This window comes from Bartonella sp. AA56HLJMS, assembly GCF_042197145.1.
Taxonomy (GTDB): domain Bacteria; phylum Pseudomonadota; class Alphaproteobacteria; order Rhizobiales; family Rhizobiaceae; genus Bartonella.
In genome coordinates, this window is record NZ_JBHIRL010000004.1 from 109,181 (window position 1) to 130,932 (window position 21,752).

15 protein-coding genes are annotated in these 21,752 nt (G+C 36.5%); 1 reads left to right on the top strand and 14 read right to left on the bottom strand.

The features are described from left to right. Positions 1–1,658 precede the first annotated feature (1,658 nt). From ACFINI_RS03595 to ACFINI_RS03610, 4 genes are all read right to left on the bottom strand, one after another. Positions 1,659–2,447, bottom strand: coding sequence for an ABC-2 family transporter protein (locus ACFINI_RS03595; protein ID WP_375645900.1), 789 nt, complete (start codon positions 2,445–2,447; stop codon positions 1,659–1,661). After that, positions 2,431–3,255, bottom strand: a complete 825-nt coding sequence (locus tag ACFINI_RS03600; protein WP_375629019.1) for an ABC-2 family transporter protein — start codon at positions 3,253–3,255, stop codon at positions 2,431–2,433. Before ACFINI_RS03600 ends, ACFINI_RS03595 begins: the two co-directional genes overlap by 17 nt. Further along, complete coding sequence (locus ACFINI_RS03605) at positions 3,230–4,249, bottom strand: ATP-binding cassette domain-containing protein (RefSeq protein ID WP_375645904.1); 1,020 nt, start codon at positions 4,247–4,249, stop codon at positions 3,230–3,232. Before ACFINI_RS03605 ends, ACFINI_RS03600 begins: the two co-directional genes overlap by 26 nt. A gap of 796 nt (positions 4,250–5,045) precedes the next feature. Then, positions 5,046–6,029, bottom strand: coding sequence for an RluA family pseudouridine synthase (locus ACFINI_RS03610; RefSeq protein ID WP_375645908.1), 984 nt, complete (start codon positions 6,027–6,029; stop codon positions 5,046–5,048). Positions 6,030–6,250: 221 nt separating this feature from the next. On the opposite strand from ACFINI_RS03610, the gene ACFINI_RS03615 reads away from it, so the two are divergent. After that, a complete protein-coding gene (locus ACFINI_RS03615) occupies positions 6,251–8,032 on the top strand; it encodes a glucan ABC transporter ATP-binding protein/ permease (RefSeq protein WP_375645912.1) in 1,782 nt (593 codons plus the stop codon). A 1,258-nt stretch (positions 8,033–9,290) separates the two neighbouring features. Here the strand turns inward: ACFINI_RS03615 and alaS are convergent. The 10 genes from alaS to secY all read right to left on the bottom strand — a co-directional run bounded on the left by alaS (position 9,291) and on the right by secY (position 21,727). Then, positions 9,291–11,957: an alanine--tRNA ligase gene (gene alaS, locus ACFINI_RS03620; protein ID WP_375630111.1), complete on the bottom strand. Its 2,667-nt coding sequence runs from the start codon at positions 11,955–11,957 to the stop codon at positions 9,291–9,293. Positions 11,958–12,162: 205 nt separating this feature from the next. Beyond that, the gene (gene recA, locus ACFINI_RS03625) at positions 12,163–13,206 is read right to left on the bottom strand and encodes a recombinase RecA (protein ID WP_273791424.1); all 1,044 of its coding nucleotides are present in this window, start codon (positions 13,204–13,206) and stop codon (positions 12,163–12,165) included. A gap of 988 nt (positions 13,207–14,194) precedes the next feature. Continuing rightward, positions 14,195–15,520: a replication-associated recombination protein A gene (locus ACFINI_RS03630; protein ID WP_375630110.1), complete on the bottom strand. Its 1,326-nt coding sequence runs from the start codon at positions 15,518–15,520 to the stop codon at positions 14,195–14,197. Between the two features lie 8 nt (positions 15,521–15,528). Then, the gene (locus ACFINI_RS03635; protein WP_375621432.1) at positions 15,529–16,923 is read right to left on the bottom strand and encodes a DegQ family serine endoprotease; all 1,395 of its coding nucleotides are present in this window, start codon (positions 16,921–16,923) and stop codon (positions 15,529–15,531) included. A 267-nt stretch (positions 16,924–17,190) separates the two neighbouring features. Beyond that, positions 17,191–17,619 carry a 50S ribosomal protein L17 gene (gene rplQ / locus ACFINI_RS03640; protein ID WP_273791421.1) on the bottom strand — a complete coding sequence of 143 codons (429 nt, stop codon included), beginning with the start codon at positions 17,617–17,619 and terminating at the stop codon, positions 17,191–17,193. 24 nt (positions 17,620–17,643) lie between these two features. After that, positions 17,644–18,657, bottom strand: coding sequence for a DNA-directed RNA polymerase subunit alpha (locus ACFINI_RS03645; RefSeq protein ID WP_375611485.1), 1,014 nt, complete (start codon positions 18,655–18,657; stop codon positions 17,644–17,646). Positions 18,658–18,751: 94 nt separating this feature from the next. Further along, on the bottom strand, positions 18,752–19,141 hold the full coding sequence (gene rpsK, locus ACFINI_RS03650; RefSeq protein WP_007347762.1) for a 30S ribosomal protein S11: 390 nt from the start codon (positions 19,139–19,141) through the stop codon (positions 18,752–18,754). Positions 19,142–19,255: 114 nt separating this feature from the next. Continuing rightward, positions 19,256–19,624: a 30S ribosomal protein S13 gene (rpsM, locus tag ACFINI_RS03655; protein ID WP_026500557.1), complete on the bottom strand. Its 369-nt coding sequence runs from the start codon at positions 19,622–19,624 to the stop codon at positions 19,256–19,258. A 181-nt stretch (positions 19,625–19,805) separates the two neighbouring features. Next, positions 19,806–20,384, bottom strand: coding sequence for an adenylate kinase (locus tag ACFINI_RS03660; protein ID WP_375632413.1), 579 nt, complete (start codon positions 20,382–20,384; stop codon positions 19,806–19,808). Next, positions 20,381–21,727 carry a preprotein translocase subunit SecY gene (gene secY, locus ACFINI_RS03665; RefSeq protein ID WP_375621434.1) on the bottom strand — a complete coding sequence of 449 codons (1,347 nt, stop codon included), beginning with the start codon at positions 21,725–21,727 and terminating at the stop codon, positions 20,381–20,383. The genes ACFINI_RS03660 and secY overlap by 4 nt, the downstream gene beginning before the upstream one ends. Positions 21,728–21,752 lie beyond the last annotated feature (25 nt).

Sequence of the window (21,752 nt, forward strand, 5' to 3'; positions counted from 1 at the left end):
CAATAAAAGCATTTTTGCACAAACCTTTGTAATGCTAATCGTTATACTTCTTCAGTTTATCAAAATGATAATCTAGAATAGCCATAAAATTATATGATCGTATATTTTTTGAGTTAATACGAAAAATTTATGGATATTTAAATCAGCTCATGCCCCTTTTCATCTTAGAAAAGATATCAATCACGAAAATTAACATAGATATATATATTTTGGAAAAAAATTTAAATAACGTTGATATGGATAGATTATTTGCTAGCAAACAATCTTCTCTATTAAATCAGAGTGTTCACTACTGTGATATTGTAATCTCAATCACGACAACACTTCAATAACAGACTAAAATATAGATTCACTATAAGCTTAAAATAAAAATTTTGGAATTGATCATACATACAATGAATGAACCGTAAAATACAAAAGTAATCATAACACTAGAAAATGAAAAAGCTTATCACTCTTGTTCACTATTCCTTCCTCTCTCATTTTTTCTGTGTTATTTTTAAAGTCTTGTAAAAGATATGAATTACATGCAAAAAAAATTAGCCCTTTGTAATCTCTACGCCATCAATCACATTAGTTTTATTAATGATAAGCAATAACATTTGTATAGCTCTAAGCTTAGAGAGCAAAACCAGATTAAAGTATCATTTTTATTTATTGTAAAAGAGGATGTAAAACTCCATTTTTCTCTTATCATTGTTAAGAAAAATTGAAAAGTGAACTTATTAATATTTAAAAAATAGAAAATAATTTTTTACAAAATAATATCTTATTTAATTAATTTTTAAAATAACCTATTTAAAATAATATAAATATATTATGTTTATATTGTATGTGTTTAAATTGTATATTTTTAATTAAATAATATTATTTACAATAACACTAAAATATTACATAATAATTATCTTTATATTAAATAAAATCATAACATAAAATAAGAAATTCACAATAAAATTAAGTATAATTCTCTTAGTTTACAAGAACAATAAAGAAATATATTTAATTATGTTATTGAACTCAGTTGCGTTGCCATCGTTTTTTCCTGCTTTGCTTAGTGGATCCTTTTATTTCCAAGCAATTATTAACTGAATTTTGACTGCTCAGCATGCTGAAAAATCTCTATGTGATTGTTTTCTTGATAATTGCTATCATGTTGTTTAACGCAGCTCTTAGCTTTCTATCGGGCAACTTAAAAGCTTTATTCTGTCAATTTTCTTATTGTTTAAGCAAAAACTCATCCACGTAATAATATATTGAATGCAGCAACAAAATCCGTACGAATAACCACATTCTGCACATATAAAAATTACCCATCTTTGACAATTTTTTAGCACTATAAATGCAACAAAAATAAATTTTGCTCAGATGAGAAAGCACTACTAATATTGTACACCATCTTACCATTGGCTTGTGTCATCAAGCAGCCATCTAAACTCAAACTAATCTAAAACCAAGAAATTTAATTCTCTGATTTTTATTGTAAATTCTTTGCTCATAGCTATAGAAATACAACCGATTTTATGCATGAATATGTCTAATAAAAAATCCTCATGTGTAAATTTTACATGCCTTATACCGCCAGCATAAATAACGATATTTTACAGTACGATAGAATTTTCACTCAATTTTTTATTTTTATAATCATGATGATTTTTATATCATCCCCCTAATCCATTAAATTTACAAATTGTTTTCTTATAACTTATGAAAGTCATGACCATGGAAAGAAAAGCGCTCAACAGAACATATCCAATATTCCATTCGCCTTTACCAAGCAACAATGACACAGGCAAGGAAGCAGAAAAAGCCATGGGAAGCATAAACAAAAGCCATTTTACGATGCTTAAAGGATAAATTCCTATTGGCACAAATGAAAGCTCGTAAATCATTTCATGAAAATATTCGACAGGCATCTTACGGCTAATAATAAATGTTACAAAATTAAACATCATGAAAAAACAAATATTGACAATAAAAACACAAAATATTGCAACAACAAAAGAGATCCATCTTAGCTTAAGATCAGAAATATTCGGTAATGATACAAATAAATAGGCACTAACATAAAGGACAAAGAGCTTGATCAAATTAAGAGGTTTACACCAACCAAACAACATCAACAACCAAATTGAAACGGGCTTTATCAAGTATGGTTCAATTTTACCATCCGCTACTTTTTCAAAAAACGTTTCAATAGAATTAATAAAAATATTCAAAAATATTCCAAGTAAAACAAAGACAACAAAGATAAAATGGATTTCATCTCTGCTATAGTTACCGATCTTTCCTGAAAAAGAAGATACTCTATCAATAAATATGAATTGAATAAAATAATAGCATAGAGAAAGAATAAACTCCCCAGCCAAATTCTTACCATAAACAATCTGTCGGCGGATATTCAGACTGATAAAATGAAGGATGATTTTCATCTCAACCACCTGCTCCATTATATGCTTTCATCCCTTTATTCCAAGCGATATAAATTAAGAATAAAAAACACAAAATATAAGTAAAACTTCCGAAAATAAACTGCTGAAACAACGCTAAATTTTGCGTCGCGAAAAACTCGGCAGGAGCGGATATCATGAAACGATAAGGATTAAATTGCATAAGCGGAATAAGCCACACCGGCCAAAAAGATGGTGGTAAAAGAACACCCCCAAGAAGCGCTGAACTAAGAATACTAAAAGAGAGTAATATATTGTACTCAATCACCCAAAAGCTTAATAAAGCAATTCCAAAAGAGATTAAAAAACAAAGCAATTGTGATAGAATAACAACCAGAAAAAAGAACAGAAAAGCGATGACCAATCCCAGAATATTTTCATAGGATAAAACAAGCTTAACAATAAAAAGAGCCAATAATGGGATGCTATATAATACACTCTCCCCTAAAAAAGTAAAAAGCATTTGTGTCATATAACTAAAGGGCTTTGTAAGATATACTTCTAATTGGCCTTCTTTAACATGATGAGAGAAAAACTTAATCACATTATAACCATTATTTAAGCGACCTAGGACTAAAGCAAAAGCATAATAATACATCATATCATAAAAGCTAAAGCCATTTATGGTGTTGCCCGTATCAGAGAAAAGTGCATTCCATAATAGAAGTTGAATAACAAATGGCGAAAGTGTCCCAATGATAATATCGGTAAAAAACATTGCTCTATCACTTAGAACAGTGAGTAATCCATTCTTGGCAAAAAGAAACATACCAAAGCAGTGGTTAGATAAATTCTTTAAATTTAACACGGAGCATCTCTTCAAGCGAGGGAGTGGATACAGAGAACGTACAGTTCAATTTGGTTGTAATTTCGCGTACAAAACGCGCAAAATCCTCACGGGGCAGCGAAACCTCCAGCGAGCATTCTTCAGCGTTAAAGTGCTTATCTTTTAAAGAAGTAGATAATTTCAACGCAATCTCATCAATTTTTTCTACAACAGCTGAAGGTACAGCCATGTGTTCACAAAAAAACGTTATTCTCACCAAAGAAGGAATGACATTTTTAAGCGCGTGAAGATTACCATGAAACTGTTTCTTTCCTTTATGCAAGAGAATAATATCATCAACGTATCCATCAATATCTCCCATATCATGACTTGTGATGATATACCCAGTGCCACGCTCCCTTTTCAGTTTTTTAAGAAGCTCCCTGATTTCATGCTTAGATGTAAGATCAAGACCAATACTTGGCTCATCGAGAAACAACAGTTTAGGTCTAAAGGAGAGATTAAATGCCAATTCACTTTTCACTCTCTCACCCAGACTAAGCATCCGCACTGGCTTATCCATAATATGCTCAAGACCCAGTAACTCAGCGATCTCTTTAAGATCACGGGTAAAAGAGGCGCGTTCAAGACCATATAATGGTTGAACCATATCCAGACTGTAGCGTAAGGGCAAATCCCACCATAAACAATTCTTATGACCAAAGACCACACCCAAAGACTTGAACAGATTTTTCTTCGCTTTATAAGGATCAACACCAAGGACTTTAACACATCCCTCATCAGCGTATTGTATACCAGAAAGTATTTTAATCAGTGTCGATTTACCCGCTCCGTTAGGGCCAAGAATTGCTAACGATTGCCCTGAAAAGAGGGTGAAACTCATATCTTTTAACACATGATGATTTGTATAAACCGGCTTGAGGAGAGAAAAGACCTTGTTTTTAAAACCAATTCCTCTGTCAATGTTGCGATATATTTTTGAGACGTTATTAACGTCAATCAATAATGATCCCATCAGTCACTCCTCATTTCAACTTATCACCCCTTTGAATGTTCCCATAATAAATATCTGTTTTTGTTCACTAGAAAAAACAAAAGTGTTCAAGCCCTCCCTAGAGCAATAAAACGCACCTGACGTTTTATCTCCAATTTTTTGTCTAGATATTTTTTCAATGTGATGAGTTCACTTCAATGCAGCATTAAGATACTAAAAACTTATTTCTTCTTTTATGAAAGATAATCTTTTGGATAAACTAAGTAAGTAGAAAAATAATTGGTCATTGAAAGGAGAGCTTTGCTAAGAAAGCTTCATTGTGTAAGCAAAGATACAAAGCATAAATCTATACTATAAGCATATCAAACCACATTGATAATAAAACAAACTTCCTTGACAACAGGAATTTTTGAGAGGCTACTTTTCCTCAGCATTACTATAAAATGCCTCCTTTATCTCCCATGAAAAAACTAAAATCGCCTTCACTATTTTAGTAAATATCTTTCAGATTTTATCTAACTCATCTCCCTCAACAGACACGCCTCCCCAATATATGACCTCTGTAGATAATTCAAAGGAGCAGCTTCATAAACTCAGATTATTAAACGATACACCATATCCAAAAATAACAATACAATCAATTATGGATAAAGATCTGTAGAAAGAAAGCCATGATATTCGAAAATTTCATCACTCAAAAACACAATTTTCTCATAGCGATTGACTTATCAAAAACTTTCTTCAAATGATGCCCTATTCATCTTATCAAATTTATAGACAAAATTTGTATCAATCAAAAAGAACAAATGAAGTTTGTTTAGTCGGTTTCAGCATCACTCTCATTAAAAGATAAAAGATTAAAACTTTGGACCATATGAGGTGGTAAAGGTGCAACAATGTCCAATATTCCTCCTGAAGGATGCGGAATACGAATACGACGTGCATGAAGATGAAGACGATTTTGAATTCCTCCTGGTAATGTCCAATTACTATCAGAAAAAAAATACTTTGTATCGCCAATGATAGGATGATCCATATGGGCTGCATGCACACGAAGCTGATGTGTTCTCCCTGTATAGGGTTCCATTTCAAGCCACGAAAGAGCCCGCCCTCGCGTATCTAAAACGCGATAGTAGGAAACCGCATGATGTGAATCTGGTTCCCCATGTTCACAAACACGCATTTTGTCACCTTGTGCAGTCATTTCCTTAACCATCCACGTTGAAATTTTGTCCTGCTTTTTTTTAGGCACGCCACGAACCAACGCCCAATAAGTCTTTTTTGTTTCTCGCGCTCTAAAAGCAGCTGTTAAGGACTGAGCAGCTCCCCTTGATCGTGCAACAATAAGCACCCCCGACGTCTCACGATCAAGACGATGAACCAAACGCGGCTTTTCACCTTTTTTATTGCGCCATACCTCAAGCATACTATCCATATGACGTGTTAAACCAGAGCCTCCTTGGACAGCCAACCCAGCGGGTTTATTAAAAACAAATACCTTTGGATCTTCATAAAGCAGCATTTTTTTCAAAACGGTCCCATCATCCTGCCCACGAAGTGTTTTATCCGTTATTGAAAAATTTTCCTTGTCATTAATAGGGAGAGGTGGAATACGAACAGCCTGTCCTATACAAAGACGCGTATCGGCTTTAACACGTCCACCATCAACCCGTATCTGACCAGAACGCAACAATTTTTGCAAAGCTCCAAAACCAAGTCCTGGATAATGCACTTTAAACCAACGATCTAAGCGCATTCCATCTTCATCTGCCTCAACTTTTTTTATTTCTACGCCTGCCATGAAAGTTCCCTTGCCTGATAATTTTATTGATCTATTTTTGCGCCTTTATAAGCACAAATATAAACACAAAAATTCATATTTTAGTTGGCTTTATCACACCATATTACAGTTAGTATCCAAAATTGCCTTTTCTTAACGTCCAAATTTTATTAGCTAAAAATTAAGCGTTATAAAAAAAATCAATAGCCTTTACGCTTAACAGCGAATGGAGATAATTAACAGTGTCCTTATTCAAAACCTATGCACGTGTTCTCACTTACCTAAACAGAGAAAAAAATGCATCCCTTTTAATCTGTACCGCTAATGTTATGTTAGCGATTATCACCATTGCAGAACCTATTTTATTTGGACGGGTTATCGATTCTATTACAGAAAAAACAGGTATCATCTCTACTCTTGCCATTTGGGTTTGTTTTGGACTTTCACATATTATCGCTTATGTCCTTGTTGCTCGCGGTGCAGACCGCTTAGCCCATAGACGTCGCTTAACGGTTTTAACAGAATCTTTCGAACGTATCATTGCCATGCCGTTAATTTGGCATCAACAACGCGAAACATCTAACGCACTCCATACACTTTTGCGCGCTATAGATTCCATGTCAACCATATGGCTTGATTTTATGCGACAACATCTCTCAACGCTTGTCGCCTTATTGGTTCTCATCCCCATAGCGTTTAATATGAATTGGCGTCTTTCAATAGTCTTGGTTGTGCTTGCCATCATTTATGTATTAATTGCACGTTTAGTGATGCGAAAAACAAAAGACGGACAAGCCGCTGTAGAATGCTATCATCATAACCTTTTTAAACATGTCAGTGACTCAATCTCTAATGTTTCCATTGTACAAAGTTATAACCGAATAAAAGAAGAAACTTCCATACTGCATCAACATACAAATGCTCTTCTTAAAGCACAAAATCCTGTTCTCAATTGGTGGGCGCTCGCCAGTGGCTTAAATCGAATGGCTTCAACAATTTCAATCGTTTGTGTTCTTCTCCTTGGAGCTTTTTTTGTTGCAAAAGATCAATTACGAGTAGGTGAAGTCGTTGCTTTTGTTGGATTTGCACAACTCATGATTAGCCGCCTAGACCAAATGAGCAATTTTATTAATTGTGCAATATCCTCACAAGCAAAACTGCAAGAATTTTTTGAAATGGAAGACTCAACCTTTCATATCAACGAACCACAAAATCTTCCTTCCCTCCAAAATGTTAAAGGCGCCATACAATTTCATCACGTGACCTATCAATTCCCAAATTCTTCTCAAGGTGTTTTTGATATTTCCTTTGAGGTTAAAGCAGGACAAACTGTTGCGATTGTAGGACCAACAGGGGCTGGAAAAACAACATTGATCAATCTGTTGCAGCGCGTATACGACCCTACCCTTGGGCATATCTCCATTGATGGAATAAATATATGCTCAATCAATCGCGAATCTTTACGCAAATCTCTAGCAACAGTATTTCAAGACTCGGGTCTTTTCAACCGTACTATTCATGACAATATTTCAATAGGAAAAGCGAGCGCAACGAATGAAGAACTTTATGAAGCAGCAAAAATAGCAGAAGCTCACGATTTTATTCTAAAAAAAGCTGATTGTTATAACACAATGGTGGGCGAACGAGGATCTCAATTATCAGGTGGAGAAAAACAGCGACTAGCAATTGCACGCGCTGTTTTAAAAAATGCCCCTATTCTCATTCTAGATGAAGCAACAAGCGCTCTTGATGTTGAAACAGAGGCACGTGTCAAAGATGCTCTCGATTGCATAAGCCATAACCGCACTACTTTTATTATAGCACATCGCCTCTCAACAGTACGCAATGCTGATGTGATACTCTTTCTGGATCATGGTCACTTAATGGAAAAAGGAAACTTTCAAGAATTGATCGATAAAGGGGGACGTTTCTCTAATTTTTTAAAGGCAAGTGGTTTAACAATCAAACCACCAGAAAGAGAAGGAGAAAATGTTATCCCCTTACATGAAGCCATAGCATCATAAAAACGATACTCTTCATAGATCTTATGCAAAAAATGCCTCTTCAATACAATATAGAGTGCTTATATATGATACAAGTAAAAAGATTTCTAAAAATGCCACAATCCATTTTAGGTATTTAAGAAAAATATTAAAACAGTTTAGTATTTTCTCTGCTATTGCAATTTTACTAGATTAGAACAAAAATATTTTCCTATATCTGTGCATATTGACGAGTATACATTCTCATTTAGGGAAAATGTAAAGATGTAAAGGTAAAAACAATTTCCAGTTTTACCGTCTTCTTTTAACTCAGCTTTACGAATTTCAAAACGAACTAAAGTAATATCTTTTAAATAATGAATATTATGTATTGCGTTGCACTTTTGTTTATCACTTTCTTTATAGTCCTCTCATAAAGAACAGAACATCATTGTTTTGCACATTCATATGACTTTTTTTAAGAAACATTTTTCAATGCTCTTAAGCCCATTTCACAACGACATTCGTGAGTGGTTTTGATTAATTTAACATACACAGAATTTAAAATAATAAAACCCTACGAATATTCGTAGCTCTTGTTCAAAAGATAAAACGATAAATTATCATTATAATTCAATATATTAAAGCAATTTCATCATAAATAAATTAGATGTTAATCTAAATATTTAGATTTATGTTATATTACTTTGATTTATATTGATAATTCATTACCTTATAACTTAAAATAAAGATTTATAAAGATAGGAGAATATTCCTTTCAAGACCTTTTAATAATAAACCAAAAAACTGTTTTCTTGTACATAACAAGCAAAATGAAAATAATAGCTCTAAGATACAACAACTCTTTTATAAGCCTTTTCAAGGAAAGAAATTTTATTCATTTGAAAACTAATCGAATAATGATAGCTTATAACTTTATAAGGATAATCGTATGCAATAAATCTTGTATTTTTCCTTTCATAAAAAGAGATGTTTCTTCAAAAAATCTATAAGAGCAACACAATAACTAGTCTCCCTAGTAAAAGAATACACAGCAAAGCATGAAGTGCTGCATAGTCTATTTTATCTTAAAAAGGTGATTCCTGAAACGCTTGGAAGCTATAAAGCCAAATGATAAAGTGGTGATAAAGACAAACACTGTTTTTATCTTTAACAATTATATTTTCCCCAATTACGCTGTATCTGCATTTCAGAAATACACCAGACAGATATTCATGATACATAGATGCCAACCAAATATAACAATGTGAAAAATACCTATGCAGAATGATTTCATTCTTTAATTTTTTTCAAGAAAATCTTTTAGTGCCGCAAATGCCTCATCAGCTTTGTTCCCCTCAGGACCACCAGCCTGCGCCATATCAGGACGGCCACCTCCACCTTTACCACCAAGCATCGCTGAAAGAATACGAACGAGATCTACAGCATTTAATTTATCCGTTAAATCATCCGTAACACCGACAACAGCACTCCCTTTTCCATCCTCCGAGACACTAATAAAAGCAACCACTCCAGATCCAATTTGTTTTTTCTCAGAATCGACGAGCGCCTTAAGATCCCGTGGTAAAATATTTTTAACAACGCGTCCGGTAAAAGAAAACCCATTGATGATGATAATATCATCTTGGCTCCTTTCTGTTACTCCACCACTCAACATCATTTTCTTGCGTACATCATTCAATTCTTTTTCAAGTTTACGACGATCATCAAGCAAAATTCGCACCCGTTCTTCCACACCAGCAGAAGAAGTTTTTAAAAGATCAGCGATTTCATGAATACGTTCATCTTGGCGGCTAAGATAAAGACGTGCTTCTTTGCCTGTTAAAGCTTCAATACGCCGCACTCCAGCTGAAACAGAACTTTCAGAAACAATATGAATTAAACCAATATCACCTGTTCGCTCCACATGTGTCCCTCCACAAAGCTCAATTGACCAACGCTTTTTTAATCTTTCCTGTTCAAGTGGCTCCCCCATAGAAACAACGCGAACTTCATCACCATATTTTTCACCAAACAATGCCATGGCTCCTTCAGAAATGGCATCATCTACAGCCATGAGGCGCGTTATTACTTTACTATTTTGCAAAATAATCTCATTTGCTAAATCTTCTATTTTTTTCAACTCTTTTGGTGAAACGGATTTTGGATGGGAAAAATCAAAACGCAACCGATCTGGCGATACAAGAGAACCCTTTTGAGTAACATGATCCCCCAATGTTTGGCGTAAAGCTTCGTGTAACAAATGAGTAGCAGAGTGATTCGCGCGAATTTTCTTACGACGAACAATATCAACCGTTAATTCTACACAATCAGACCTCGATGCCTGACCAGATTTCACCTCCCCAATATGGATAAAAACACCATCACCCTTTCTTTGGGTATCATGCACCTTAAAAATAAAATTTTCACCAGAAATGATACCGCTATCACCAATTTGCCCACCAGATTCACCATAAAAAGGTGTCTGATTAACAACAAGCATAGCTTTCTGATCTGAAGAAATATGATCAACAATTTTACCATCACATACAAGAGCTGTAAGAATACCTTTCGCTGTCTCAGTTTCATAACCTAAAAACTCTGTGGCCCCCACTTGATCACGAACAGAAAACCAGATTTTCTCTGCTACAGCTTCTCCAGAACCAGACCAATTGGCACGTGCTTCCTCTTTTTGGCGTTCCATCGCTTTATCAAAAGCACCAACGTCAACAGATATTCCGCGACGACGAAGAACATCTTGCGTCAAATCAAGCGGAAAACCATAGGTATCATAAAGTTTGAAAGCAACTTCACCATTCAAATAGTCTCCTTCTTTAAGATCGGTACTTGCTTCGTTCAACAAACCAAGTCCTCGTTCAAGCGTTTTACGAAAACGTATTTCTTCTAACCTTAAAGTTTCTGAAATCAAAGATTCAGCACGTGTCAACTCAGGATAGGCTTGTCCCATTTCGCGAATTAAAGCAGTCAAAAGTCGCCACATTAAGGGCTCTTTAGCACCAAGAAGATGCGCATGACGCATAGCACGACGCATAATACGACGTAAAACATATCCTCTTCCTTCATTAGAAGGAAGCACACCATCAGCAATCAAAAATGCAGATGAGCGAAGATGATCAGCAATGACACGATGGCTGGCAATAAAATCACCCTTTGCCTCAATCCCTGTAATTTCTTCTGATGCAGCAATTAATGCACGAAAAAGATCAATGTCATAATTATCATGAACGCCCTGTAAAACAGCAGCAATTCGCTCTAATCCCATGCCTGTATCAATAGAAGGGTGAGGTAAGTTAACACGTTCTTCCTTGGAAACTTGCTCATACTGCATAAAAACAAGATTCCAAATCTCAATAAAGCGATCCCCATCTTCATTAGCACTTCCAGGAGGACCGCCCCATATTTCATCACCATGATCATAAAAAATCTCCGAACAAGGCCCACAAGGTCCTGTTTCTCCCATCGACCAAAAATTATCAGCCGTCGCAATACGAACAATTTTTTCATCTGGAAGACCTGAAATTTTACGCCACAGTTCAGCAGCAACATCATCACTCTGATAAACTGTCACCAACAATTTATCTTTTGGCAGGCAAAATTCCTTTGTTAAAAGATTCCATGATAAAAAAATGGCTTCTTCTTTGAAATAATCACCGAAAGAAAAATTACCCAACATTTCAAAAAATGTATGATGGCGCGCCGTATAACCAACATTATCAAGATCATTATGCTTTCCACCCGCACGAACACATTTTTGTGCCGTTGTTGCCTGCGTATAAGAAGGTTGTTCAAGTCCAGTAAAAACATTTTTAAACTGCACCATCCCTGCATTTGTAAACATAAGTGTAGGATCATTCCGCGGAACAAGCGGACTAGAAGAAAGAACTTTATGCCCATTACGATGAAAATAATCCAAAAATGTTGACCGAATATTATTAACACTATTCATGTTGACACCTGCTCAATACAGCACAAAACCATAAAAGAAAAATCCCCCTCATTAAATCCTCTTCGCCACGCATGGAGTCAATTTAATCAAAAATGGAATATTTGTTTTAAAAAATTGAGAAAAAAATGACTGCGTATTTAAAAACTCAAACAAAAAAACAGGAAAATCTTAAAGAAAAAAAATTATAGACGAAAAAAACGCCCCATCAAATGGCTTCATCACTTTCTATATTTTCTGACCCTGCATTTTCTAACAATTCAATCGCAATCAAACCAGCATTTTGGCGCAAAGCTGCTTCAATCTCTGTAGCTATTTCCACATGTTCACGTAAAAACTGCTTTGCATTCTCACGCCCCTGCCCTAAACGCTGAGAATTATAAGAAAACCATGCACCAGATTTTTCCACAACACCAACCTTGACACCCAAATCAATCAACTCACCTACTTTGGAAATACCTTCACCATAAATAATATCAAACTCAACCTGTTTGAATGGAGGTGCCAATTTATTTTTCACCACTTTAACGCGCGTCTGATTACCAACGATTGAATCCCTATCTTTAATGGATCCAATGCGACGAATATCTAAACGAACAGAAGCATAAAACTTTAAAGCGTTTCCACCCGTTGTCGTTTCAGGAGAACCAAACATCACACCAATTTTCATGCGAATTTGATTAATAAAAACAACCATACAGTTAGAGCGAAAAATTGCTGCGGTTAATTTTCGTAACGCTTTACTCATTAACCGAGCTTGCAATCCGGGCAAAGCATCACCCATTTCACCGTCAATTTCTGCTCGCGGTGTTAAAGCTGCAACAGAATCCACAACAAGCACATCAACGGCACCAGAACGAACCAACGTTTCTGTAATTTCCAATGCCTGTTCACCGGTATCTGGCTGAGAAATGAACAAGTTTTCTAAATCAACACCAAGCTTACGCGCATAAATAGGATCAAGCGCATGCTCTGCATCAATAAAAGCACAAATCCCACCACCTTTCTGTGCCTCAGCAATAGCATGGAGAGCCAATGTTGTTTTCCCAGAACTTTCTGGTCCATAAATCTCAACAATACGCCCCTTCGGTAATCCACCAATCCCTAAAGCAATATCCAAGGATAACGATCCTGTTGGAATTGTTTCAATTTCAACAACTTGCTCTTTTTGCCCAAGACGCATAATCGAGCCTTTACCAAAAGAACGTTCAATTTGTGAGAGAGCAGCATCGAGAGCTTTTGTTTTATCCACGATTATATCCTTGACCGAATTCATAATAACCTAAAACTTTAGTGTACACTGTACTTTTAATTTAACTAAAGGTTTGAGTTTAGAGTTTCACAGACTATTTCCATTCCTATCTCCACATTATGTCCATAAACATTCATGACCATCACAATAAAGAATTGGCATTGCTTATCTTATGACACATAATAAACTCCAATAAAGTAATATCTCTATGGGAGCATAGTTAACATATTTATATCTCTCTAGAAAAGGAACAATTTAATTTTAAACACAATGTTCTACAACCCTTCTGCTTATCCCTTTGATTAAATACTTGAGAGACTAAGAATTCTCCCGCTATTGATCACACAAAAAACGCATCATCAATCAACCTCATACCCTATTGCATCGAAGAACAAAACGCTATTGTGTTGCATATTCATGCACTTGATTTAAGAAACATCTCTCAAAACTTCCAAGCTCATTTTGTGACAACACCTATGAATGTGGTATACTGCAAAACCCTTTAGGCACCACCATCTTTACTCTATAGAAGGAGCAAGCCGGCACCATCACACTATTTATCATCCTCCAATATTGCAACAACTCTCGGCACTTGAGACAATTCATAAGAGGGATTTTTAGTCTTTTCTTGTACAGTTTTTATCACACGCTAATCCTGCTTGTAACATGCAAGCGAATAACTTGATTGCTTCAACAAATAACAGACTTGGGATGAGAGAAATTTACGGTATTTGAAACTTTCATTCAACTTACGAAACAGTCAATCATCATTATAAGTCAATATATTATTTAATAAAAACCAAAAAAAATACAGCAGCTTAAAAGTTGAATGACATATTTAAATTTGAAAAAACATGCACTTTTGAAAATATCAAAAAAAATCTCTACAAGCAATGCAATAAATGTTTAAAATATAAGCTAAATTTCTCATACAATAACATAAGAGATAAAATAATAAATCCAAGATCAATAAAAAACGTATTTCAACTCAAATTTTATTTTGATCTTTACGTTTTTTGCGCAACTGTTGCCACCACTCAAGACGTTTCACAATTTCACGCTCAAAACCACGCTCAACTGGTTTATAATAACTCTGACGCCCAAGTTTTTCGGGAAAATATTCTTGTCCTGAAAAAGCGTCTGGTTCATCATGGTCATAACAATAACCACTTCCATACCCTTCTTCCTTCATAAATTTCGTAGGCGCATTAAGAATATGCTTAGGAGGTGGTAAAGAGCCATTTTTGCGCGCACAACGCAGTGCTGCTTTATACGCAAGATATGCTGCATTTGACTTTGGCGCAGTTGCAACATAAAGACATGCTTGCGCCAAGGCCAATTCTCCTTCTGGTGATCCTAAATAATCATAGGCATCTTTTGCTGCATTACAAATGACAAGAGCTTGAGGATCCGCCAAACCAACATCTTCAACGGCCATACGAACCAATCTTCGCCCAATATAGAGAGGATCTTCACCAGCATCCAACATACGTGCCAAATAATAAAGCGCAGCATCAGGATCAGATCCACGAACGGATTTATGCAACGCTGAAATGAGATTATAATGCCCATCTCGTCCTTTATCATAAATAGGCGCACGACGCTGAATAACTTTTTGCAAAGCAACAACATCAAGAATCTCTCCCAATGGTGCAATAGACCAAACTTCCTCTGCCAATGTTAACGCAACCCGCGCATCACCATCAGACATCTCTATCAAAACGTCTCTGGCATCATTATCCAAGGGAAGAGTTTTTCCCTCCACTTCTTCAGCACGCCTCAAAAGCATGTCCAAACTTTCATGATCATGAGAAAGAAATGTTAAAACACGTGCACGCGAAAGAAGGGCAGCATTCAGCTCAAAAGAAGGATTTTCGGTTGTTGCACCTATAAGTACCACAGTACCCTCTTCCATTACAGAAAGAAAACTATCCTGCTGTGCACGATTAAACCGATGAATTTCATCAACAAAGAGAAGTGTTTTATCCCCAGATATAAAACGCCTCTGCGCAACTTCAAAAATCTTTTTAAGTTCAGAAACTCCTGTAAAAATAGCAGAAACCTGTTCAAACACGAAATTTGTTTCAAGGGCTAACAAACGTGCAACAGTCGTTTTTCCCGTCCCTGGAGGTCCCCAAAAAATCATCGATCCAATTGAGCCTGTTGCCGCCATACGTGAAAGCAAACCATCCTCTCCAATCAAATGCTTTTGTCCCACAACATCATTGAGAGAACAAGGACGCATTCTTTCTGCAAGTGGCTGATTTTTATTAACTTGAAAATCAAACGACGAAGTAAAAAAATCTTTCTTCAAAAAAAACCTCAACGAATAAATTGGCGAATATACATACCATCACGTTCATATTCCAATTGCCACATATTTGAGCGACCTTGCATAAGAACCTTTTTCAACTGATGAACTGTTTGAATTTTATGGCCATTTACAACACGTAGAATATCTCCTGACTGAAAAATTCCAGCTGCATTGCTCATTTTATCAAGATTGGTAATCACAACCCCTTTTGCAGATATAGGAAGATGAAAACGTCGACTATTTTGCGGTGTCAAATCTAACACTTCAGCACCAGCAAGAGGACTGTCACCCGTAATTTTTTCAGATTTTAAAAATGCAGTTTCTGATATCGATGAAACTGTTATTTGTGTTTTTAAAGTTTTTCCACTTCGTAAATATTCCAAAGCAAGACTATGCTCAACGTCAGCTGTCATCAAACGATAACCAAGACTATCTGGACTGTCAACGCGTACCCCCTGCACACTCAAAATAACATCACCTACTTTCAATCCAGCTTTTTCAGCAGGACTATCTTTGATAACTTCAATAATCAGAGCACCATAGGGACGTTCTAAACCTAAACCACCAGCAATATCAGCTGTAACATTTTGAAAAGAAGCCCCAATATAAGGCGGCACAAAATATTTTCCACCGCGTTTAACAGTATCAAGCATCACTTTTACAAGATTAACTGGAATAGCAAAACCAATCCCTACAGAACCACCGGAACGCGAATAAATAGCCGTATTAATTCCGATTAACTGACCTTTCATATCAATTAAAGCGCCACCAGAATTCCCTGGATTAATGGCTGCGTCTGTTTGAATAAAAAAGTCAAAATCAGAAACCCCAACACGTGTACGCGCTTGCGCTGAAACAATACCACTTGTAACTGTTTGACCAACACCAAAAGGATTACCAATAGCAAGAACAAGATCACCAACTTCAACAGCATCAGAATTTCCCAAAGAAAGAACCGGAAATTGAGCATCTTTTTCCTTAACTTCAAGAATGGCAATATCAGTTGCTTCATCTTTGAGCACGACCTTACTCTCAAACTCCCGTCCATCAGAAAAAGCCACTTTAATTTCGCTTGCATCTTTAATGACGTGGTAATTTGTAACGATCAAACCACGTGCATCAACAATCACCCCTGATCCTAATGACGATTGCTTACGAACAGGAAATTTATTTTGAAAACGACCAAAAAATTGCTCAAAAAATGGATCGCCTTCAAAAGGTGATCGAGCTCTAATTTGTCGAGCTGCATAAATATTTACAACAGATGGAACTGTCTTTTTAACTAAAGGAGCAAATGAAAGAGTGATTTCTGTTTGTGTTTGAGGAACATGAGCATATACATGATCAAATGATATCTGCATCATAATTGCAAAAAAAATCCGCACCCAAAAAGAATACCTCATAATCCACTCCTTATAAAATCAGCACATTCTGTTGAAGATTAATAGAATAAAAAAACGTATCCCCGCAAATTAAGGACCTCTATTAATATTTCATAATAGAGAATAAAAACAACCTATTTGAACAATAAATATTATAAAAATAAGATAATTCAATATTCTATAATTTTCTCTCTGCACCTATTTCTCAACTAAAACAAACTTAAAAATGCTCACAAAAAAACCGCCCAAGACAAGGCGGCCTTTAAAAACCCAACAGAATAAAAAACTCTACGAAGATGTTCCCTTTTCATTCTCAGAAGCTTCCATGCGAGCACGATCCCCAGCACCCTTCGCTTCAACATCACGATCAACAAATTCTATAACAGCCATGGGCGCATTATCACCGGTACGAAACCCCGCTTTCATAATACGCAAATACCCACCGTTGCGTGATGCATAACGTGGCGCAAGCGTATCAAATAATTTTGCAACCTTTCCTGCATCACGAAGTGCTGCAATAGCTTGCCGACGCGCATGCAAACCACCACGCTTACCAAGAGTAACGAGTTTTTCAACAATAGGACGAATTTCTTTAGCCTTTGGAAGCGTTGTCACAATCTGCTCATGCTCGATCAACGAAGTTGCCATATTTGCAAACATCGCTTTACGGTGACTGGCAGTACGGTTCAACTTGCGTCCTGACTTACTATGGCGCATAAGCCCTCTCCTTAAATTCTAATTTTAATATTGATCTTCATAACGTTTTGCAAGATCATCAATGTTTTCAGGCGGCCACGCAGGAATCTCCATCCCAAGATGTAAACCCATACACGCCAAAACTTCTTTAATCTCATTCAACGATTTGCGACCAAAATTCGGTGTCCGAAGCATTTCAGATTCTGTTTTTTGAATCAGATCACCAATATAAACAATATTATCATTCTTAAGACAGTTTGCTGAACGAACTGAAAGTTCTAATTCATCTACTTTTTTGAGAAGTGCAGGATTAAAAGAAAGCTCAGAATCAGCCTCTTCAACAGGCTCCTTCTGTGGCTCTTCAAAGTTAATAAATAACGATAATTGATCCTGAAGAATGCGTGCTGCAAAAGCAACAGCATCCTCACCATTAACAGCACCGTTTGTTTCAATCGTGAGCGTTAATTTATCATAATCGAGAACTTGACCTTCGCGTGTATTTTCTACTTTATAAGATACCTTACGGATCGGTGAATAAAGACTATCAATTGGAATAAGCCCTATACGTGCATCATCAACACAATTACGATCAGATGGAACATACCCCTTTCCTGTGTTGACAATAAATTCCATACGAATTTCAGCTTCTTCATCAAGAGTACAAATAACATGATCTGGATTTAGAATTTCCATATCTCCAACTGTACTGATATCTCCCGCTTTCACGACACCAGGCCCCTCTTTATAAACGACGACACGTTTGGGCCCTTCTTCTTCCATACGAAGTGCAATTTCTTTTATATTCAGAATAATATCCGTAACATCCTCACGCACACCTGGAATCGATGAAAATTCATGCAAGACACCGTCAATCTGCACAGCAGTAATAGCAGCACCACGAAGCGAAGATAACAAAACGCGACGAAGCGCATTTCCTAACGTTAAACCAAAACCACGCTCAAGAGGTTCAGCAATCACACTTATAATATTTGGATTATCATGTGCACATGATTCAACCTTATTGGGTTTAATAAGTTCCTGCCAGTTTTTCTGGATCATATTTTTATTCCCGTTCTTTAGTTCCGTTACCATTCAATCGTAACGACCAATGTGAACATCAGAGAAATCTCCGACAACAAAAAACAACACCCAATTAAACACGCCGCCTTTTCCGCGGACGACATCCATTATGAGGAATTGGTGTTACATCGCGAATAGAAGTAATGACAAAACCAACAGATTGCAATGCACGTAAAGCAGATTCACGCCCTGATCCAGGTCCACAAACTTCAACTTCCAAAGAACGCATACCATGCTCTTGCGCTTTTCTTGCACAATCCTCCGCAGCAACTTGAGCAGCAAAAGGTGTCGATTTACGCGCACCTTTAAACCCCTGAGCTCCCGCAGATGACCAAGCAATTGCATTACCCTGAGCATCAGTAATAGTAATCATTGTGTTATTAAATGTTGAATTAATATGCACAACACCCGATGAAATATTTTTACGTTCGCGACGACGAACACGTGTGGCTTCCTTGGCCATAATTTCCCTTTCAACGATCTCATCACTGCCGTAACATCAGCAGCTCCACCTTTTTTCCTTGTCAAAAAAATCAAACAAGAAAAAGAATATAAAAAAAACCTTCCACAAAGGCCCTTATTTCTTCTTACCGGCGATTGCCTTAGCCGGACCTTTACGTGTACGGGCATTCGTATGTGTACGCTGTCCTCGGACAGGCAAAGACCGGCGATGACGCAATCCTCGATAACAACCAAGATCCATCAAACGCTTAACATTCATAGCAACCTCACGACGAAGATCACCTTCAACTTGATACCCCTGATCTATTGCCTCACGAATCTGCAGCACCTCAGCATCTGAAAGCTCATGCACACGACGCCCCAAAGGAATGCCAACTCTTTCAATAATTTCTTGAGCAAATTTTGGTCCAATCCCGTGGATATATTGAAGCGCAATAATTACACGCTTATTTGTCGGGATATTGACGCCAGCAATACGAGCCACGCCTACTCTCCTTAGTTATTTTGACAAATTGTTATAAAATACCTGATATACCTTACAGAAAAAAATAGACTCAGAAAAAAATTCTTCCGAATCCTATTATTTCACTAAAATAAATTAAATTCACTTTTGATAGATTTCATCTCAAAAGTCAACTCTTTTCATTTATTTCTAAAAAAAAATCTCATGAAAGAAACCCTCTAATCATACGTGTCACTTCAGCAACACCAATCATTCCATCAATAACCTTCAACATTCCCCTCTCTGAATAAAATTTTGATAAGGGAGCTGTTTTTTCACGATATTCTACTAATCTTTTTGCAAAAGCAACAGGATTGTCATCTAAACGAACCTGTCCACCAGTCGCTATTGTTTCCTCAACGCGCTTCTTCATACGTTCAATCAACACGTCTTCATCAACACACAATTCAATAACAGCATTAAGCCGCATATTTTTTGAATCCAGTATCTGTTGCAACGCTTCTGCTTGCCCCACAGTTCGCGGATATCCATCCAAAACAAAACCGTTTACACAATCAGCTTCATCAATCCGATCTGATACGATTTGATTAACAATACTATCAGGTACCAAAGCACCAGAACTTATAATAGCTTTAGCTTTTTTACCAATCTCCGTTTCTTTGGCAATCACCTCACGCAACATATCCCCTGTTGATAAATGAGGAATGTTATATTCCTCAGTCAACATTTTTGCTTGCGTACCTTTTCCCGCTCCAGGAGGACCTAAAAGAATAACTCTCATCGATTCCTTTTACCTCCACGAAGTTTTGATTTTTTTATCAACCCTTCATATTGGTGGGCAACAAGATGCCCCTGAATTTGAGCAACCGTATCAAGTGTAACAGTAACAACAATCAACAAGGATGTTCCCCCAAGATAAAAAGGAACCTGTAATGCAGATATCATAAATTCAGGTAACAAACAAACCAAGATAATATAAATAGCGCCCACAACAGTAATACGCGTCAAAACGTAATCAATATATTCGGCTGTACGCTCACCTGGACGAATCCCTGGAATAAAACCAGAATGTTTTTTCAACTGATCTGCAGTATCACTTGGATTAAACACAATAGCTGTATAAAAAAAGCAAAAAAACGCCATTAAAAATGCATAAACAATCATATAAAGTGGCTGTCCATGACCAAGAGCATAAGAAATCTCCTGAACCCATTGTGGCATTTTATCAGAAAAATTATTAATAGTGGCAGGTAATAATAATAAAGATGAAGCAAAAATAGGTGGAATAACACCAGCAGTATTCAACTTTAAAGGAAGATGCGACATATCTCCTTGAAACATTTGATTACCGACCTGACGTTTCGGGTATTGGATAAGAATTCGCCGTTGCGCACGCTCTATAAAAACAATAAGCCCAATAACCAAAACAGCAATAAGAACGATTCCTATTAAAAGAAAAGTTGATAAATCAGCCTGACTATGAGCTGTCAAAAGCTGAGCAAAAGTAGAAGGAAAGTTGGCTACAATCCCTGTAAAAATGATAAGAGAAACCCCATTACCAATACCACGTGACGTAATTTGCTCGCCAAGCCACATAAGAAACATCGTTCCGCCAACAAGCGTAATAACAGAAGAAATACGAAACATAAGACCTGGTTCTAAAACAATTTGAAGCCCCGACCCTATACCGCTTTCAAGCGCAACCGCAATACCAAAAGCTTGTAGAATTGCCAATACGACTGTTACATAACGCGTATATTGATTGATAATCTTACGACCTAAATCCCCTTCTTTTTTAAGAGTTTCCAAAGAAGGAATAATAGATGTTAACAATTGCACAATAATAGATGCCGATATATAAGGCATGATACCCAGCGCAAAAATAGCCATACGCCCAACGGCACCTCCAGCAAACATATTAAAGAGTCCTAATACACCCGACGCGTGATGTTCAAATGTTTGCCGCAAAGCATCGATATTGATACCTGGAAGAGAGATGTAAGTGCCAAAACGATATACAAGAAGCGCCAACAGAGTAAACCAGATGCGTTTCTTTAATTCAGTTGCACGCGAAAAGGTGCCGAAATTTATATTGGAAGCAAATTGCTCTGCTGCTGATGCCATAAAACGTCTCCACTTTACACTCCAG

Bases quoted from the DNA above. Each gene is read 5' to 3' on its own strand.
- ACFINI_RS03645 (WP_375611485.1), bottom strand. From the start codon at position 18,657: ATGATCCAGAAAAACTGGCAGGAACTTATTAAACCCAATAAGGTTGAA.
- secY (WP_375621434.1), bottom strand. From the start codon at position 21,727: ATGGCATCAGCAGCAGAGCAATTTGCTTCCAATATAAATTTCGGCACC.
- ACFINI_RS03635 (WP_375621432.1), bottom strand. From the start codon at position 16,923: ATGAGGTATTCTTTTTGGGTGCGGATTTTTTTTGCAATTATGATGCAG.
- alaS (WP_375630111.1), bottom strand. From the start codon at position 11,957: ATGAATAGTGTTAATAATATTCGGTCAACATTTTTGGATTATTTTCAT.
- ACFINI_RS03595 (WP_375645900.1), bottom strand. From the start codon at position 2,447: ATGGAGCAGGTGGTTGAGATGAAAATCATCCTTCATTTTATCAGTCTG.
- ACFINI_RS03610 (WP_375645908.1), bottom strand. From the start codon at position 6,029: ATGGCAGGCGTAGAAATAAAAAAAGTTGAGGCAGATGAAGATGGAATG.
- rpsK (WP_007347762.1), bottom strand. From the start codon at position 19,141: ATGGCCAAGGAAGCCACACGTGTTCGTCGTCGCGAACGTAAAAATATT.
- ACFINI_RS03660 (WP_375632413.1), bottom strand. From the start codon at position 20,384: ATGAGAGTTATTCTTTTAGGTCCTCCTGGAGCGGGAAAAGGTACGCAA.
- ACFINI_RS03605 (WP_375645904.1), bottom strand. From the start codon at position 4,249: ATGGGATCATTATTGATTGACGTTAATAACGTCTCAAAAATATATCGC.
- rplQ (WP_273791421.1), bottom strand. From the start codon at position 17,619: ATGCGCCATAGTAAGTCAGGACGCAAGTTGAACCGTACTGCCAGTCAC.